Below are 17094 nucleotides of genomic sequence, written 5' to 3'. Positions count from 1 at the left end.
TAAGTCATGGGTATCAGAACCGGTAAGCAGTTCATCGAAGGACTCCGCAGCCGTCCGCGCGACGTTTGGGTGCGAGGCGAGCGTGTCGACGACGTCACGACGCATCCTGCGTTCAAGGGAGCCGTTGAGCAACTGGCGGCGCTGTACGACACCCAACACGACCCCGAACTTCAGGACAAGGTCACCTACGTCGTTCCGGAAACGGGCGAGCGTGCTGGCTCGGCATTCATGCCGGCAAAGTCGGCAGGCGACCTGCGCAAACGTCGCGAAGCCTATCGCATCTGGGCGGAAACGAATTTCGGTCTGATGGGTCGCTCCCCGGACTTCATGAACGTGACGCTGCTCGCCTTCTGGGAAGCACGCCACGACTTCGCGAAGGGTGGTCAGCAATTCGCAGACAACATCGTGAAGTATTACGAGTATGTCCGCGACAACGACCTCTTTCTCAGCCACGCGCTCATTACCCCGCAGAACGACCGCTCGAAGCAGTCATCAGAGCAGGCGAGCATGCACCTGCGGGTCGTCAAGGAAACCGAAGACGGCATCTATGTCAGCGGCGCCCGAATGATTGCGACGCTCGGCCCGGTCTCTGACGAGATGATTATGTACAACCTGCCGCAGTTCAAGGTGGGTGACGAAGACCATGCGCTGATTTTCGCGGTGCCGACGGACATCAAGGGCATGCGGCAGATTGCACGTGACCCGTACTACGTCGAAGCACACGAAAGCTATGACCATCCGCTCTCGACGCGTTTCGAAGAAAACGACTCGCTACTTATTTTCGATAACGTGTTCGTGCCGTGGGAGCGCGTTTTCTGCTACCGCCAGGTGGAGCTTTCGAACAAGCTCTACTCGCACACGGGACTTCGCAATCACACCGCGCACCAGACCAACACGCGTGCGCTCATCAAGATGCAGTTCTCGGTCGGACTTGCAATTGCCGTAGCGAAGTCAATCAAGGCAGACCAGTTCCTGCACGTGCAACAGATGCTAGGCGAATTGCTGGGTTACATCGAGCAAATCAAGAGCGCACTTGTGCGCTCGGAGTATGAGTCGGAACCGTCAGAAGTTGGCACCGTCCGTCCTTCATTGGCGCCGCTTCAGGCCATCCGCACCATGCTTCCGTATGCCTATCCCCGCGTCATCGAGGTGTTGCAGACCATCGGCGCCGGCGGCTTCATGCTTATGCCGAGTGGCGCAGATTTCCGCGCGCCGGAACTCACCGATGACCTCGCGCTGTACTACCAGGGTGCAGGCGATATGCCTTCAGTCGAACGGGTGAGGCTCTTCAAGCTCGCATGGGACCTCGCGGGCGAAGCGTTTGGGCAACGCCTCGTGCAGTACGAACGCTACTACGCAGGTGACCCGGTGCGAAATCTCGCCATGAATTATCTGAGCAACCGCAACCCCGATATGCAGCGGCTTGTTGATAACGCCTTGGCGCTGGCCGGTGCTCCTGATACGACCAGCAATCCCACGAACGGCGCCGCCAAAGAACTTGAAGCGGAATTGAATTGACGATGAATTGGGGCTCGGTTTGTCCCGGGCCACGAACGACACAGCGGGAAAAAACCATGTCAGCGAGCAGCCAAACGGACCGTCCATCTACGGACCAACGCGATATGAACGACGCGGCGTTTCGTCACGCACTCGGTCATTTTGCGACGGGCATCACCGTGATTTCGACGCTGGATGAACAAGGGAAACCATACGGCGCGACAGTGAGCTCCTTTTCTTCCCTTTCTCTGGACCCACCGCTGATTCAGTGGAGCCTGACTACGCGTTCGTTCTCGTATCCCATCTTTAGTCGGGCTGCGCACTTCGCCGTGAACATTCTGGCCTCGGACCAAGAGGAGGTGTCGCGCACCTTCTGCAAGCCGCTGGACAGGTTCGCGCAGGTCGAATCGATGGAGGGCCTCGAGAAGCTTCCTCTTGTCGCGGGATGCCTTGGCTGGATTGAGTGCGTTCGAGACCGGGAAGTGGAAGCGGGCGACCACACGATTTTTATCGGACGCGTGTTGCGAACGAGGGTGGCAGACAAGTCGCCGCTACTCCATTGGAGGGGCGCATACCACTCGTTCGAAGTTGATGCCCTGTCCTGATTCCGCATTTTGCGGACACGTTCAAAGAGGTTTTCTCATGTCTGACGCAACCATCGAGCATCCGGTCTCCGGTGCAGGAAATATTGAGGCGCTGGCAGCCGAGCTGCGGGACTGCTTCAAGACTGGACTGACAATTGCTCCGCTGCGCACGCGCACGTCGAGCGACGACGTCGACACGGCCTATGCCATCCAGGACACAAATACTCGCTTCTACGAATCGCAAGGGCGTCGCCTCGTGGGACGCAAGATTGGACTCACCTCGAAGGTGGTCCAGTCGCAACTGGGCGTTGACCAGCCCGACTTCGGAATGCTCTTCGCCGATATGGCCGCCGGCGAGGCCGAGCCTATCGATGTCGCCAAGCTACATCAACCGAAGATTGAAGCCGAGGTTGCACTCATCCTTGGCGAAGACCTCGACATCCAGACGCCGACGATAGCAGACCTGATACGTGCCACGGCCTATGTATTGCCGGCGCTGGAGATTGTTGGCAGTCGCGTCGCGAACTGGGACATCCGGATTTTCGACACTGTGGCCGACAACGCTTCATCCGGAATGTTTGTTCTTGGTGGACCCGCCCGCCGAATTGACGACCTGGATTTACGCGCGCTGCAAATGACGATGCGCCGCGAACACGAAGGTGTCAGTACCGGGCCCAACGTCGTGTCGACTGGCAGTGGCGCGGCTTGCCTTGGTCATCCACTGAACGCAGCAGTATGGCTTGCGGGCGAAGTTGCACGCAGAGGCCGTCCTCTGAAAGCCGGTGATGTCGTGCTTACCGGCGCGCTGGGACCCATGGTCCCGGTCACTGCCGGCGACACGTTTGTCGCTCAATTGTCGGGACTCGGCGAAGTCACGGCTAAATTCGTTTAAGAGGTTCTTCAATGTCCAAAACCAAAGTGGCCATCATCGGTTCCGGCAATATCGGTACCGACTTGATGATTAAGGTGCTCCGTCTTTCGGACGTGCTTGAAATGGGAGCGTTTGTCGGCATCGACCCTGAGTCAGATGGCCTGAAGCGCGCCGCAAGAATGGGTGTGCCAGTTACGGCAGAAGGCATCGATGGCCTGACCCGCATGCCGAACTTCGGCGAAATCCAGATTGTTTTCGACGCGACGTCGGCTGGTGCCCATAAAAAGCATGATGCCATTCTTCGTGAACATGGCAAGCGCGTCATTGACCTGACTCCGGCGGCAATCGGTCCGTACACCGTCCCCTGTGTCAACGGGGAAGCAAACCTCGACGCCCCTAACGTCAACATGGTGACGTGTGGTGGCCAGGCGACCATACCTGTTGTGGCGGCTGTGAGCCAGGTCGCCACCGTCCACTACGCCGAAATCGTGGCATCGATTTCGTCGCGGTCGGCTGGTCCCGGCACGCGGGCCAACATCGACGAATTCACTGAGACCACTTCAAAGGCAATTGAAGACGTCGGCGGCGCAAAGCGCGGCAAGGCAATCATCGTCCTCAACCCGGCAGAGCCGCCGCTCATCATGCGCGACACGGTGTACTGCCTCTGTGAGGGCGCGGACGAAGGCGCTATCGCTGCCTCGATTGAGGCAACCGTCGCAAAGGTGCGTTCATACGTCCCTGGCTACCGTATGAAGCAACAGGTCCAGTTCCATCGTTACACGGAGCAGAACCGTCTCTACATCCCCGAAATGGACAAGTGGTTCACGGGCCTGAAGGTGACCGTGTTCCTGGAAGTGGAAGGTGCAGCACATTACCTGCCTGCTTACGCGGGAAATCTCGACATCATGACCTCTGCGGCACTCTCGACTGCAGAGCGCATCGTGCGCCGTCAGACGCACGAAAACACTGAAGCGGAGGCGCTGTGAGCACCATGAACAAGCCTAAGTTGTACATCCAGGACGTGACGCTTCGAGATGGCATGCATGCCATCCGTCATCAGTACAGTCTCGACCACGTTCGCGCAATCGCGAAGGCGCTTGACGCTGCAAAAGTCGATGCCATCGAAGTCGCGCACGGCGATGGCCTTTCCGGCTCGAGCTTCAACTACGGGTTCGGTGCCAACACGGACTGGGCATGGATTGAGGCGGTCGGGGAAGTTATCACTCACGCGAAGCTCACCACGCTTCTGATTCCCGGCATTGGGACGACCCACGACCTGAAGCGGGCATACGAACTCGGCGTGCGTTCCGTGCGCGTTGCGACGCATTGCACGGAAGCTGATGTCTCGAAGCAGCACATCGAATATGCGCGCTCGCTCGGCATGGACGTGTCGGGCTTTCTGATGATGTCGCACATGGTCGGTCCTTCCAAGCTCGCCGAGCAGGCACAACTGATGGAACAGTATGGCGCCCACTGTATTTACGTGACGGACTCGGGCGGTGCGATGACGATGGACCATGTCGCGGCACGCTTTCGTTCATACGACGAAGCGCTCAAGCCTGAGACCCAACGCGGCATCCACGCACATCACAACCTGTCTCTCGGTGTAGCGAACTCTGTCGTCGCCGTGCAAAACGGCGCGATTCGAGTCGACGCCAGTCTGACAGGAATGGGCGCAGGGGCGGGCAATGCGCCGCTCGAGGTCTTCATCGCCACTGCAGATGTGTACGGCTGGAACCATGGCACTGACCTTTACGCACTGATGGATGCGGCCGAGGAGCTCGTGCGTCCGCTGCAGGACCGCCCGGTCCGCGTGGACCGCGAGACGCTCAGCCTCGGCTACGCCGGCGTCTACTCCAGCTTTCTCCGTCATGCCGAGGCCGCCGCGAAGGAGTACAGGCTCGATACACGCACCATCCTCATCGAGCTTGGCAAGCGAAAGATGGTTGGTGGTCAGGAAGACATGATTGTCGACGTTGCACTCGACCTGGTTCGACAGCGCGACGAACAGGAAGCAGCCTGACAGCTGTCAGTCGAATCGATGTGAATCGCCGGGCTCGTATCGAGTCCGGCAAACATAAAAAGAAAAACGTCCATCCACGTTTGGAGGAAGACATGAACGATTACGTTACTTCGAAATACGAGCCAGACGCGATAAAGCGTGTGGCATACCGGAAAATCTGGTGGCACATCATCCCTCTGCTGTTCGTGTGCTATGGCATCGCCTTTATTGACCGAATCAATCTGGGGTTCACCAAGCTCCAGATGAGTGACGCGTTGGGTATCAACCCGACGTGGTATGGGATTGCTGCGGGGGCGTTCTTCATCACGTACGCTATTTGCGAAGTTCCGAGCAACATGCTCCTCGCGAAGTGGGGCGCACGACGCACGTTTATTCGAATCATGGTGCTCTGGGGACTGGCAACGGCCGCCACGGCGTTCATCTCGAGCGTCGGTCACCTCGTGACGTTGCGACTGCTGTTGGGCGCGTTTGAGGCCGGCTTCCTCCCAGGCATCGTCCTGTACTTGACCTTCTGGTTTCCCGCAAGCATGCGAGCTCGAGTGACGGCAGTCATTTTCGTGGCCAATGCGGCTGCCGGCTCGGTCGCGGCTCCTCTGAGTGGATGGATTCTCAGTTCAATGAACGGTGTCTGGGGGCTGGCCGGCTGGAAATGGGTCTTTATTCTGGAAGGATTGCCTGCCTGCGCTATGGGATTCGTCTGCTTCAAGATGCTCCGCGACCGCCCTGACCAGGCTGAATGGCTGAGCGATGCAGAGAAGTCGGCGGTGAACGCAGACCTCGCGGCAGAAGTCGTCTCGACAGACCATTCAGCAGGGGTGCTACGTCAGGTTCTTGGGAACCCGACCAACTATCTGGTGGCCTTCCTCTTCTTTACGGCCATCTGCAGCAACTATCTGCTGTTCTTCTGGCTGCCCACGATTGTTCGTGAAAGTGGTGTGGCCTCGCTGGTGAACGTCGGGCTTCTCACAGCGATTCCGCTCGCTATGGGCTTTGTCGGAGCCATCGTACTGAGCTGGAGTTCCGACTGGCTCAAAGAGCGTCGCTGGCACCTTGCACTTTGCTTCTGCCTGATTGCATTGGGTCTGATTGCGAGCACGTCCACTCATTCGTTGCCATTGATGCTCATCTCCTTCGCAGTCGCCAGCTTTGCAACAGGTGCCAGCGGGCCGCTCATCTGGGCGATTCCTCCTGCATATCTTGGCAAGAAGGCCGCACCCGTTGGCATCGCTTTCATCAGTACGTTGGGCAACATCGCAGGTTTCGCTAGCCCGCCATTGCTTGGCTATATCAAGTCCTCGACGGGCAGCCTGGCCCCCGGCGTAATTGGCATCGCCGTTCTGTCGGCCGTCGGTGCGCTGTGCATTGCATTCGCCTTCCCGGAGCAGGCCGTACGTGTGAAGCACAAGGATGTGCTCGACACCCTCGAGCAGGCCTGATGCAGACGTAGCGGCTGGACCGATTGGCCAATGCAACGAGGTAACGAAGGGCGCGCGAGGCGCCCGGCACGCAGAGACTCTCTAACGTGTGCAGCCAGTGGGTGTGCCCATGGATGCGATTTCAACAATCTTTATGAAGCTCAGGATGTGACTATGGGAAACACCACTGAATTCGACACGGATGTCGTTATTGTCGGCTCCGGTCCGATGGGCGCAACGACTGCTTTGGCGCTCGCTACCTACGGTGTTCGTGCACATATGGTTTCGCGCTGGAACTGGCTTGCCGATACGCCGCGCGCCCACATCACGAACCAACGGACCATGGAGGTTTATCGTGACCTCGATATTGAGCAAGAGGTAATTCGGAACTCAACGCCGTGGGACCAGATGGGCGACAGCCTGTTCGCAACAAGCCTCGCTGGTGAAGAACTGATTCGTATCCGTGCCTGGGGTACCGGTCACGAGCGCCATGGAGACTACGTCAAGGGCAGCCCGTGCCCACTTGTCGACATTACGCAGCCGGAAATGGAGCCCATCCTGTTCAAGAACGCGGCTCAACGTGGCGCGACATTTTCGACAAACGCAGAGTATCTGTCGCACGAACAGGACGAGAGCGGCGTCTCGGTGCGCCTGCAGGACCGGTTGACGGGGCGCGAATACGCGATGCGCGCAAAGTATCTGGTCGGCGCCGACGGAGCGCGTTCGAAAGTTGTCGAGGAACTTGACCTGAAAATTGAAGGTGAGATGGCGCGTGCTGGAACGGCGTATGTCATTTTCAATGCAGACCTCAGTCACTATGTGAAGCACCGACCGAGCATCCTGCACTGGATTGTGAGCCCGCATGCGAGCTTCGGGGAAATCGGACTTGGTCTCCTTCGGGCGGTAAAGCCGTGGACCCAGTGGATTGCTGGGTGGGGTTTCGATATATCCAAAGGCGACCCAGACCTCAGTGACGAAACGGTACTCGAGAAAATTCGGGTTCTGGTTGGCGACCCGGAGCTCGAAGTCGACGTCGTACGTAAGTCGGTCTGGTATGTCAATCAGGCCTACGCCACGTCTTATTCCAAAGGACGGGTTTTCTGCGGAGGCGACGCTACGCATCGGCATCCTCCATCGAGCGGGCTCGGTCTGAACACGTGCGTTCAGGACGCTTTCAATCTGGCGTGGAAGCTTGCATACGCTCTCAAGGGATATGCGAGTAGTCACCTCTTGCAAAGCTATTCGGATGAGCGCGCTCCCGTCGGCAAACAGATTGTTCTGCGCGCGAACCAGTCCCGTCGCGACTACGCACCCATCAAAGCGGTGTTCAGCGTGGAAGGCGCAGAAAATCCCGTTGCCGCTGGAATCGCGCGATTCAAGGACCCGGGGCCAGAAGGTGTGAAGGCGCGGATGCTTGCGCAGGAAGCGCTCGAACTGAAGAACAAGGAATTTAATGCTCAGGGCGTGGAAATGAATCAGCGTTACGCGTCCACCGCAGTAATCGCTGAAGCGCACGTGCCGTCGGAGGAATGGGTGCGTGACCCTGAGTTGTACCTGCAGCCGACGACGCGGCCAGGTGCAAAGCTTCCGCACGCGTGGCTTATCGACCGGCGCGGCCAACGAGTCTCGACGCTGGACGTTGTCGGGAAAGGCAAGTTCACAGTGCTGACGGGCCTCTCCGGTACAGCCTGGGAGCAGGCAGTTAAAGAATTGGATTTGCCGTTCCTGGACGCTCTAGTTATTGGGAAGGCGGAACACCAGGACCCTTACTGCGAGTGGCAGCGTCAGCGCGAGATTGAGGAAGCGGGTGCCCTCCTTGTGCGGCCGGACGGCTACGTCGCCTGGAGACAACAGACGGGCGTGTTTGACCGCGCGACGGCGCGTCAGATGCTTCGGTCAGCCCTCGAAAGCATTTTGGGCAAAATGTAATCAATGTGGAACGAATCGCGTCATTGACATGGCTGCAGCAACGTCTGCTGCAATGGACCAACGTACCTACAGAAGGGAATCAAGCATGAGCACAGCATTGACTGAAGCAACAACAAGCAAATATGCACGTATCAAAGAGGGCGATTTGGACCTCCAGATTCACTATAACGACATGGGCAAGGGGCCGGAGACGGTCGTCATGTTGCACGGCTCGGGCCCGGGCGCAAGCGGATGGGCCAACTTCAATCGCAATCTCGAACCGCTTGTCGAGAAGGGCTATCGCATCATCCTGATGGACTGCCCAGGCTGGAGCAAAAGTGACCCGATTGTGTGCACTGGCTCGCGCTCCGAGCTCAACGCGCGAGCGTTAAAGGGACTGCTGGACGCGATTGATGTGCAAGGACCTGTCCATATCATCGGGAATTCGATGGGTGGTCACAGTGCCGTTGCGTTCGCTATGGCCAATCCGCAGCGAGTCGGCAAGCTTGTTCTGATGGGCGGTGGCACGGGTGGTCCGAGCCAGTTTGTACCGATGCCCACGGAAGGCATCAAGCTGCTCCAAGGGCTCTATCGAGACCCAACGATTGAAAACCTGAAGCGAATGATGAACGTCTTCGTGTTCGACACGAGCAATCTGACCGAAGACCTCTTCAAGGCACGCCTTGATAACATGCTTTCGCGGAAAGAACACCTTGATAATTTCGTCAAGAGCCTCGAAGAAAATCCGAAGCAGTTCCCGGATGTCGGACATCGACTTTCCGAGGTGAAGGCCGAGACGCTCATCATCTGGGGCCGTGATGACCGCTTTGTCCCGATGGACGTCGGCCTTCGATTGCTGTGGGGCATGCCCAACGCCGAGTATCACATTTTCAATCGCTGCGGTCACTGGGCTCAGTGGGAGCATGCGGACAAGTTCAATCGCATGGTTCTGGATTTCTTTGCCCATTAACCTGCGACCGTGCCAGCGGACCGAACCGCTGTACCGGGTTCGCTGGTCGACTTTCAGGACGAGGCTTGAGTTGTCTTTCCCTTGCCTCCCGGTTCATGCCCGCGTTCAGCCTGCCTGTGAGCACTCGAGACATACGCGGTTCGTGTGCACAAGTTGGAGCTTTGTCACCGAGTCACTAACTCCTCATACCGAGAGCTAGGACGTCGACGCAGCGCGCATCGCTTGTCTTCCTATCAGCTAACGTCGGTCATCCATTGCAGAATCAGTGGTGTCGAGTGTGCGCATGAGGGGTTGGATAAACGGGACCCTTGATAACAGTCGAAGAATTGATAAGCCGCACAGGTATTCCTGAAGGCCGGGTTAGTGGGCACGGTAGGATGAGGGCTCGGATTGCAACCTCGCTCGGCTTACCCCGTGCTGAGCGGCCGTGTTGTTGGAATCTGGAAAGGAGAGGATTTAATTCTTCAGAGAAAAATCGGCTGACCTAGGTTCGGGAAAACACTAGCTCGCTTCCTTGGAGAGTTGGGGCCATACCTGCTACAACTTATTAGTGCCGGAGCGCGAGGGCCGCATTCCGGCTGGTGAAGAAGAAAAGCAAGGAAGAAGGAGAACAACATGCAACCGGCACACGTATTTCCCGCTACGCTGTTCGTGATTGCGTGCCTGATAAACTTCGTAATCTTTTTTCTATGTCGTCTCCCGCGAATTAACGTGACCTGGTGGCCTTGGTTGAACCAAACGAAGTTTGGCCGGTGGCTTGGTAAGGCGCATCTTCCGCTGGGTGCTTTCCTGATTAAACTGTTATGCGATTGCATGAGGGAGCAGTATGCGAAGAACTGAGTGAAAGACACCGCAAGGGCCCTCAGCGAAGAGAATATCGCGACCCTTTCGGGAGACGAAAAGGACGACTTGGTTGAACTGGTTGGAAAGGCGTTGTCGCCGACAGAGCACTCGATGGGCAGAAGGATAGCGTGGGTTGAAGAAGTGCTGTACATGTAGGGAGTGTCTGAATTTTTGTGTGCAAGGCAGATAAAAGCCTGCCATCTGGCAGGCTCATCAATTGCATTCTACAAATGATTCCTGGTGAAGCGATCCTCGTAGAGGATCGCGAACTGGTTCATCGCGGCTTTCCAGTCATGCGCGGCACGGCTCCAGTCAGCCGTGATATTGCGCAAGGCCAGCCATAGCAGTTTGGTCGCGGCCTCGTCCGTCGGGAAGTGCCCACGCGTCTTGACGATCTTGCGTAGCCGGGCATTGACACTTTCGATGGCATTGGTCGTGTAGATCACCTTGCGAACCGCTGGCGGAAACGCGAAGAAGGGGATCACGCGATCCCAGGCCCGACGCCAGGCGGCCACCACCGTCGGGAATTTCTGGCCCCACTCACCCTGTTCGAACGCGTCCAGTTCGGTCTGCGCAGCTTCAGCGCCCGTTGCCGAATAGATCGGTTTGAGGGCAGCAGCCAGCCCCCGCCGGTCTTTCCAGCTCGCGTAGTCCAGCGAGTTGCGGATCAGGTGCACGATGCACGTCTGGAGCGTGGTGGCCGGAAACACCGCGCCCAGCGCTTCAGGCATGCCCTTCAGTCCATCGGTGACCGCGATCAGGATGTCCTGCACGCCACGCACCTTCAGGTCGCTGAATACCTTCATCCAGAACTTCGCGCCTTCCGTGTTCTCGATCCACAGCCCCAGGATGTCCCGTGTGCCGTCCGGCAGGATGCCCAGCGCCAGATAGATCGCCTTGTTGCGCACCATCCCTTCCTCGCGGATCTTGACGCGTAGCGCGTCAAAGAACACTACCGGGTACATCGGCTCGAGCGGACGCGCCTGCCAGATACTCACCTCGTCCATCACGGCATCGGTCACCGAACTGATGAATTCCGGCGATACATCGGTACCGTACTGCCCAGCCAGAAACCCCTGGATCTCGCGCACTGTCATGCCACGGGCGTACATCGCGATGATCTTGTCGTCAAAGCCGGTAAAGCGCCGTTCGTGCTTCGGAATCAGGATCGGCGCAAAGCTGCCGTCGCGGTCACGGGGAATCTCCAGGCGTAGCGGACCGTCGTCGGTCAGCACTGTCTTGCCGCTCTTGCCGTTGCGCTGGTTGGTCGCATCTTCTGGCCGCACGGCACCCGCCGGATAGCCCAGATGGTGTCCAAGTTCGGCGCCCAGCGCCCGCTCGATCAGCGCCTTCTTGAACGCCGCCGAAGCGGCATGCACCGCTTCGGCCGTCATCGGCCCCTTCGCGAACTGGTCGATTAGTTCCTTCGGAATGGACGGCAACGCTGTCTGCGCTTCGGTGGTCGTCTTGGGTTTGCGTGGCATACATGCTCCTTGAGCTACATGTTATGCCTTGAACACAAAATCTATGACAGCCCCTGCGGAGCGCAGGTAAAAGACGTCTCCCGGCCCCCTTCGCCTCCATGACAATTAGCGCGACGTGGTGACCTGCAAGCTTCTCAAGCATCGAGTCAAAGCTGACATGATCATTCGGAAGAGTCAACGGAGTGGATGTCACACCAACTGCTATGTCCAAAGTGGCTTTCGCCACGTCGATGCCAGCAATGACCAGCGTCGGATTCGGAACTGGCAAGCTCGTCATTACCCCTCCTTGTACATGCGAATTCGCTACAGACAACTGTTCGGGCTTTCGATGAGCAGTTCGGCACTGCGCCTTAATGATTGGAGACGGGCTTCAAATCCCATGGAAGTTCTGGCTGCACGAGCCTCGCTAAACTTGCATCTACACCAGCCTGTGATCGCATTGCCCAACATCCGTTTGGCACGTTAGTCGCGCATGGGAAAAGCGGACTCGACGCCAACACATTCCTTTCGAACTAGCGATGGGAGAGGGAGGTCAGGGCGTACTGCGCGTGCGCCACGCGGGCGAGCCACGTATGGCAGGAAGTCGCGAATGGCGACGAGGTGCTTGTGGTCTTTCATGCCGGGGCGAAGCCTGCATGTCGCCGGTATCCGGGCAAGCATGAACTGCACGAGCGGGGGTGCCGACCTGAAATTACATGATTGTCCATGCTCACGGACGCATCGCGATCATCGACGAAAGCGTTATGCGCGCAGTGTCATCGATCGCTTGACGCGCGCGCACGAAGCCTCGCAGCCATAACCTGGAACAGGGTCGATGCGTCCAGGTACTACCTCACAATCGAATCCAAACAAGGCTGCGTCTACAAGCCAAATGCCGTTTTCATCATGCTCAAGCGATCGGCAACCCGTCGTGCATAGCCCTTGGCGCCCCCGCTATAGCGACATAGCGCGCCCTCGAGGTCTCCGCCTGACGCCCTTATGTAGTCTCGGAGAATCGCGGACCCAATACGGACGTTGGTGCGCGGATCGGTCAAATCGGACGTGCGAAGGACACGGTCTCTGTGTTGAGATGGAAGTACTTGCATGAGTCCCTTGGCGCCAACAACACTTATCGCAAATCGGTCGAAACTAGATTCGACTGCGATCACTGCAAGCAATAACAACGGCGAGATTGCGTAACGCCTTGCCGCAGTTAGCACCGCGTGACCGATTCCCAAGGCGTCGTGTAATCCTATATGAAAGCGCGAACTCACAACAGCTGCGATTTCCTCTGCTGTGGGTGTTTCCTCTAGCGGCAGTTCGACCGCTTCAGCCGACGTCGGCAAAGCCGGTGCAGCAGCGCCATAACACAGCCCCGTTAGCGAGCAGAAAACCACAATAGCCGAGAGGACGATGTCGCGCAGGCGGCGAGCAAGAGGGTGTAGCCACCCAATTGAATCTTCCCTCAGGTTCGTGAACATGGTCTATGTTCCTCAATATTCCACGGTCACGACCGGTTCAATCGTCTTCCATGGAACGACACGACGACGAATAGATGAAAAAACAAAGTAGAAAATCGAAGTGTCGGGTACTGTCCAATTCAGTCTTTAAGAAATCAAACAATCTGCCCAGCACCTTCCGCAGCGGAAACAGCAGAGTCGTCAAGCCAGACGCTCGAGCGCCCGATCAATGCAAGCTGCGCACGTTTCGCTCGCAACCAACTCGCGAACGCTATTGGCATAGCGTCGGTGCGCTACGGGCACCTGTCCACGCTCTTGCATTCTTCACGTTTGATTTGTTCATCCAGCTCGACCCGCCATGCCCGGCTCGCCCGAAGTCTTTTCGATACCCATCACAATTCTCCTTCACCGCAAATTAGCATTACAGTAAGCATACCTTACTAAAATCTACAGTCCGTCGGTAGACGTTCCTGTTCAGCCAAGGCACGAACGTGTATTCGTCGTATGCATTGCTGCCCACATAAATCCAGTTGCTGAGAATGTTGGACATCATCGTCTCCTACTCTTTCCACCATTAATGGGCGCCGGTTTTGCGACAAAGGCCGCTCCATGCCGGCTTTCATGTCCTCCGATGCCAAGGCGCTGGGTTGTTAACTCGCTCGCCTGCGGCACATCAGTACCGATATGTAGTACGTGAAGACTAAGATAGGTAAACATACCAACGACGTCAAGAAAAATTTTGATGGCGTGTCCACTGGCTTCGCGGCTGAAAAGGCGGTCTCGAGCGCTCAAGCTGCTTGCGGGTGCCGGAACCGCTTCCCGGGAGTTGTCATGGGGCTGGCAGGCTAGTGCGTAACCCTAGGAAGACCGGGATACCCTCTCTTTTCCTCTTGCACAATGTTTTTCTTTATGACCTAATTTTGGTGACGTTACCTAGGATGATTCTGGAAGCGATTGCAAGCGAAGCACCGAACGACGTTTCACGGGTTCAACGATCGATGAAGGCACGCGAGGCATTCGACGAGGAAGATGCCGTCGGGCCATAGATTTTCCTGGCGAGCAGTAGCTGGCCCGGCGCACAAGGCTCACGGCCGAAACGCCAATCCGTTCGCGAAGGCCGCCCGGGCGACCTGGTCGGGCAGTTGCGGTTCGACCGGTTGTTCGCTGGTCTGGCAGGATCTGGGGCACGTTTGATACTTCGCCATTGGCCGTAACCCGCAGAACACAGGGAATTCCCCGTCTTTTTTTCTTTTTTCTATTTTTGTATTATGACCTAACTTTGGTAGTATTTTCTACGAAGGCGCCGCAGGAAGCGTTTGCAACCTGGTCGCCTTTTGACGATTCAGGAGTTCAGCTATGGATGAAGCCACGCGCAAGGCGTTCGCGGAGGACGGCGCCGTTCCGGTCAAGGGCCTTCTCAGCGAGCAACAGTTGGCCCGGTGCCGACAGGTCTTCGACTGGGGTATAGAGAACCCAGGGCCTATGGCCTGCAGCCTCTTCGACGGCACAGTGCACAAGACGCGCAACGACAACGCCAATCCGTATGCGAAGGGACGTCTGGACGAGCTCGTTGGAGAGCTGCCGTTCGGCCGACTGTTCGCGGATCTCTGGGGCTCAGACAACGTCTGGTATTTCGCAGAGGAACTGTTTCTCAAGAGCGGGGGCAATAGCGGCCGCTCGCCTTGGCATCAGGACACGTCCTACCTGCCATGGAAGGGGATGCACTTTGGCAATGCCTGGATCAGTTTCGAGGCCGTGCCCAAACAAAATGCGCTTGAGGTCGTGCGCGGGTCGCATCAAGGCCCCCGTCACGACGGCACGACCTTTCAAAATGCTGAAGATCCGACTGATCCCTTGCATGGCGGCGATGTCTGGCCGCGCCTGCCGAATATCGAAGTAGGGCGCCGCGCTAACCCGGCTGCCTACGACATCCTTTCGTGGGCGACCGAGCCGGGTGACGTCTTGCTGATGCATCCGGGCGTACTGCACGGTGGCGGCGCGGTGGACCCAGCGTTTCCGGATCGCCGCACGCTCGTACTGCGCTTTTTCGGCGACGACGCGGTTTTCAGCCCACTTCCGCAACCGAGTATCTCGGGCTTCACCGCGGCTGGTGTCTTGTTCCTCGAAGAACTTGCTGCGTTGAAAGACGGGGATCCGTTTCGCGCAACGTCTTTCCGTCAACTCGTCTGACCAAAGGAACCACCATCATGGCAACGCCCACTTCGCGGCAACCGATCATCCCGAAGCCGTTCCAAGCGTTCTACGACGCCTATCACTTTTCTCCCGCGACCCGCGTGGGGGACACGATCTGGGTCTCCGGTCAGGTCGGCATCGGCCCCGACATGAAGGCCGGCGAGGGCATGCAGGCTCAAGCCCGCATCGCCTTCGAGTCCCTGAAGGCCGTCCTCGAGACGGCGGGCGCGAGCCTATCCGATGTGGTGGAATTGACCACTTTTCACACTAACCTTCGCGACGAGATGGAGGACTTTTCGGCAGTCAAGGACGCGTACTTCCCGGCGTGCTATCCGTCGTGGACGGCGGTTGGTGTAACGCAACTGGCGCTTCCGGAGTTGTGCATCGAGATTCGGGCGGTGGCCGTGGCAGGGTGTGGCGACGGCTGAGCGGTTTGGTCCAGGGGCATTGGGTTTGAATCAATCCATATGTAGTGCGAATGAATGTAGGATAGGACGGAGAGTCGAGATGAGAAAGCACACAATCGGAGCCGTATCCGCCATCGCGGCATTGTTGCTCATGACCGGAGTGGCCGTCGCCGAGGACCTTACGCCGGTCGGCGGCGAGCGCGCGGCCAGCAAGGACGGGCTCGTGCCAGCGTTTGCCGGCAGGGAAGCCACGCCCGGAGGATGGGAATGGGGCAAGGTTCGCGGTGACTTCTGGAAGTACAAGAATGAAAAACCGGTGTACACGATCGACGCATCGAACGTCGACAAATATGCCGACAAGCTTTCGCCGGGGCAGACCCAACTCGTCAAGCAACTGAAGGGCTATCGCATGGACGTCTATCCGTCACATCGCGAATGCCAGTTGCCGGAATTCGCCGAGCAGAATTCGAAGGCAAACCTCACGACGGCGAAACTTGCTTCGGATGGCGAAACGGTGCAGGCCGCAGTGCTCCCGGGGGTCGCCTTCCCGCAGCCGAAAAACGGCGCCGAAGCGATTCTGAACTATGAGACGCGCTATCGCGGCGAAGGGATCGAGTGGTCGCCCGTTGTAACGTCCATTTCCCCGCGCCCCGGCAGTAGTGACTGGATCGACGCAGTCGGTCCGCAGGCGTTCTATTTCCCTGCAGGCAAGGAAGGCAAGACCACACCGCAGGACGTCGACCAGTTTAACCTCGGCGCGTATTTCTCGGTCGATTCGCCCGCGGCGCTGGCTGGTCAGGCTTTCGTGCAGCGCCAGTACTTCGACAAGGACTCGGAAACGTACTACTACTTTCCCGGCCAGCGTCGCGTCAGGCGCATGCCGGCATACACGCATGATGCGCCGCTGATCGGCTTCGAAAATCAGTATCTGATCGACGAATCCAACATGTTCAATGGCTCCATTGACCGGTTCAACTGGAAGCTCGTGGGCAAGAAGGAAATGATCGTCCCGTATGACGATTTCGGCATGTACGCCTTCAGGGACAAGCTCCACGACGTCGCTACGCCCAACGGCATTTCCTCCGATCATCGTCGTTATGAAATGCATCGCGTCTGGGTGGTCGAGGCAACGCTTAAGCCCACGGCGCGGCACGTCGCTTCGAAAAAGGTCGTATATCTGGACGAGGACAGCTGGCTCGCGCTCGTAGGCGAGGACTATGACGCGCAGGGCAAACTCTGGAAGGTGCGCGAGAGCTACCCGATTCCGGTGTGGGAGCTGGGCGGTGCATGCGATAACGAGCCGTTCGTGCAGTATGACCTCAACGACGGACGCTACGTGCTTGATGCTTCGTCGATCGGCCAGGGCAAGGATCTTCACTGGTATGAGCATGTCGACAACCCGCGCTTCAAGGTTGACTTCTTTACGGCGGAGTCGCTGAGGTCGGTAAGCGAGCGCTGAC

Annotated in this window: 13 protein-coding genes and 1 pseudogene; 12 read left to right on the top strand and 2 right to left on the bottom strand. The window is 57.9% G+C overall.

The genetic code is table 11. The features are described 5' to 3' along the window. Positions 1-6 precede the first annotated feature (6 nt). From SB822_RS28900 to SB822_RS28865, 8 genes are all read left to right on the top strand, one after another. Positions 7-1518, top strand: a complete 1512-nt coding sequence (locus tag SB822_RS28900) for a 4-hydroxyphenylacetate 3-hydroxylase family protein (protein ID WP_410856182.1) — start codon at positions 7-9, stop codon at positions 1516-1518. Between the two features lie 104 nt (positions 1519-1622). Continuing rightward, on the top strand, positions 1623-2102 hold the full coding sequence (locus SB822_RS28895) for a flavin reductase family protein (RefSeq protein ID WP_410856181.1): 480 nt from the start codon (positions 1623-1625) through the stop codon (positions 2100-2102). Between the two features lie 37 nt (positions 2103-2139). Continuing rightward, positions 2140-2973 carry a 2-keto-4-pentenoate hydratase gene (gene mhpD, locus SB822_RS28890; RefSeq protein ID WP_410856180.1) on the top strand — a complete coding sequence of 278 codons (834 nt, stop codon included), beginning with the start codon at positions 2140-2142 and terminating at the stop codon, positions 2971-2973. Positions 2974-2984: 11 nt separating this feature from the next. Then, positions 2985-3938, top strand: coding sequence for an acetaldehyde dehydrogenase (acetylating) (locus tag SB822_RS28885; RefSeq protein ID WP_410856179.1), 954 nt, complete (start codon positions 2985-2987; stop codon positions 3936-3938). A gap of 5 nt (positions 3939-3943) precedes the next feature. Further along, a complete protein-coding gene (gene dmpG / locus SB822_RS28880; protein ID WP_410856178.1) occupies positions 3944-4975 on the top strand; it encodes a 4-hydroxy-2-oxovalerate aldolase in 1032 nt (343 codons plus the stop codon). 92 nt (positions 4976-5067) lie between these two features. Beyond that, entirely contained in the window at positions 5068-6411 is a 1344-nt protein-coding gene (locus SB822_RS28875; protein WP_410856177.1) for an MFS transporter, read from the top strand. A 153-nt stretch (positions 6412-6564) separates the two neighbouring features. Next, positions 6565-8319 carry an FAD-dependent monooxygenase gene (locus tag SB822_RS28870; protein WP_410856176.1) on the top strand — a complete coding sequence of 585 codons (1755 nt, stop codon included), beginning with the start codon at positions 6565-6567 and terminating at the stop codon, positions 8317-8319. An 85-nt stretch (positions 8320-8404) separates the two neighbouring features. Beyond that, positions 8405-9268 carry an alpha/beta fold hydrolase gene (locus SB822_RS28865; protein ID WP_410856175.1) on the top strand — a complete coding sequence of 288 codons (864 nt, stop codon included), beginning with the start codon at positions 8405-8407 and terminating at the stop codon, positions 9266-9268. A gap of 1067 nt (positions 9269-10335) precedes the next feature. On the opposite strand, the gene SB822_RS28860 is transcribed toward SB822_RS28865, so the two are convergent. Continuing rightward, positions 10336-11595, bottom strand: a complete 1260-nt coding sequence (locus SB822_RS28860) for an IS256 family transposase (protein ID WP_410856174.1) — start codon at positions 11593-11595, stop codon at positions 10336-10338. 438 nt (positions 11596-12033) lie between these two features. On the opposite strand from SB822_RS28860, the pseudogene SB822_RS28855 reads away from it, so the two are divergent. After that, positions 12034-12429: pseudogene (locus tag SB822_RS28855) on the top strand (FMN-binding negative transcriptional regulator); the annotation flags it as partial. A gap of 26 nt (positions 12430-12455) precedes the next feature. On the opposite strand, the gene SB822_RS28850 reads toward SB822_RS28855, so the two are convergent. Further along, a complete protein-coding gene (locus tag SB822_RS28850) occupies positions 12456-13055 on the bottom strand; it encodes a lytic transglycosylase domain-containing protein (protein ID WP_410856173.1) in 600 nt (199 codons plus the stop codon). Between the two features lie 1335 nt (positions 13056-14390). On the opposite strand from SB822_RS28850, the gene SB822_RS28845 reads away from it, so the two are divergent. The 3 genes from SB822_RS28845 (at position 14391) to SB822_RS28835 (ending at position 17093) form a co-directional block, all read left to right on the top strand. Continuing rightward, positions 14391-15224: a phytanoyl-CoA dioxygenase family protein gene (locus SB822_RS28845; RefSeq protein WP_410856172.1), complete on the top strand. Its 834-nt coding sequence runs from the start codon at positions 14391-14393 to the stop codon at positions 15222-15224. A gap of 17 nt (positions 15225-15241) precedes the next feature. Beyond that, positions 15242-15655 (top strand): RidA family protein, encoded by a 414-nt coding sequence (locus SB822_RS28840; protein WP_042305830.1) that lies wholly within the window; start codon positions 15242-15244, stop codon positions 15653-15655. 79 nt (positions 15656-15734) lie between these two features. Continuing rightward, a complete protein-coding gene (locus SB822_RS28835; protein ID WP_042305829.1) occupies positions 15735-17093 on the top strand; it encodes a DUF1329 domain-containing protein in 1359 nt (452 codons plus the stop codon). Position 17094 lies beyond the last annotated feature (1 nt).

The organism is Paraburkholderia sp. SIMBA_054 (assembly GCF_046534875.1).
GTDB lineage: Bacteria > Pseudomonadota > Gammaproteobacteria > Burkholderiales > Burkholderiaceae > Paraburkholderia > Paraburkholderia hospita.
Note: the sequence above shows the minus strand (reverse complement) of the source record. Positions and strands in the feature narration are given on the sequence as shown.

Bases quoted from the DNA above. Each gene is read 5' to 3' on its own strand.
- SB822_RS28900 (WP_410856182.1), top strand. From the start codon at position 7: ATGGGTATCAGAACCGGTAAGCAGTTCATCGAAGGACTCCGCAGCCGT.
- SB822_RS28895 (WP_410856181.1), top strand. From the start codon at position 1,623: ATGAACGACGCGGCGTTTCGTCACGCACTCGGTCATTTTGCGACGGGC.
- mhpD (WP_410856180.1), top strand. From the start codon at position 2,140: ATGTCTGACGCAACCATCGAGCATCCGGTCTCCGGTGCAGGAAATATT.
- SB822_RS28885 (WP_410856179.1), top strand. From the start codon at position 2,985: ATGTCCAAAACCAAAGTGGCCATCATCGGTTCCGGCAATATCGGTACC.
- dmpG (WP_410856178.1), top strand. From the start codon at position 3,944: ATGAACAAGCCTAAGTTGTACATCCAGGACGTGACGCTTCGAGATGGC.
- SB822_RS28875 (WP_410856177.1), top strand. From the start codon at position 5,068: ATGAACGATTACGTTACTTCGAAATACGAGCCAGACGCGATAAAGCGT.
- SB822_RS28870 (WP_410856176.1), top strand. From the start codon at position 6,565: ATGGGAAACACCACTGAATTCGACACGGATGTCGTTATTGTCGGCTCC.
- SB822_RS28865 (WP_410856175.1), top strand. From the start codon at position 8,405: ATGAGCACAGCATTGACTGAAGCAACAACAAGCAAATATGCACGTATC.
- SB822_RS28860 (WP_410856174.1), bottom strand. From the start codon at position 11,595: ATGCCACGCAAACCCAAGACGACCACCGAAGCGCAGACAGCGTTGCCG.
- SB822_RS28850 (WP_410856173.1), bottom strand. From the start codon at position 13,055: ATGTTCACGAACCTGAGGGAAGATTCAATTGGGTGGCTACACCCTCTT.
- SB822_RS28845 (WP_410856172.1), top strand. From the start codon at position 14,391: ATGGATGAAGCCACGCGCAAGGCGTTCGCGGAGGACGGCGCCGTTCCG.
- SB822_RS28840 (WP_042305830.1), top strand. From the start codon at position 15,242: ATGGCAACGCCCACTTCGCGGCAACCGATCATCCCGAAGCCGTTCCAA.
- SB822_RS28835 (WP_042305829.1), top strand. From the start codon at position 15,735: ATGAGAAAGCACACAATCGGAGCCGTATCCGCCATCGCGGCATTGTTG.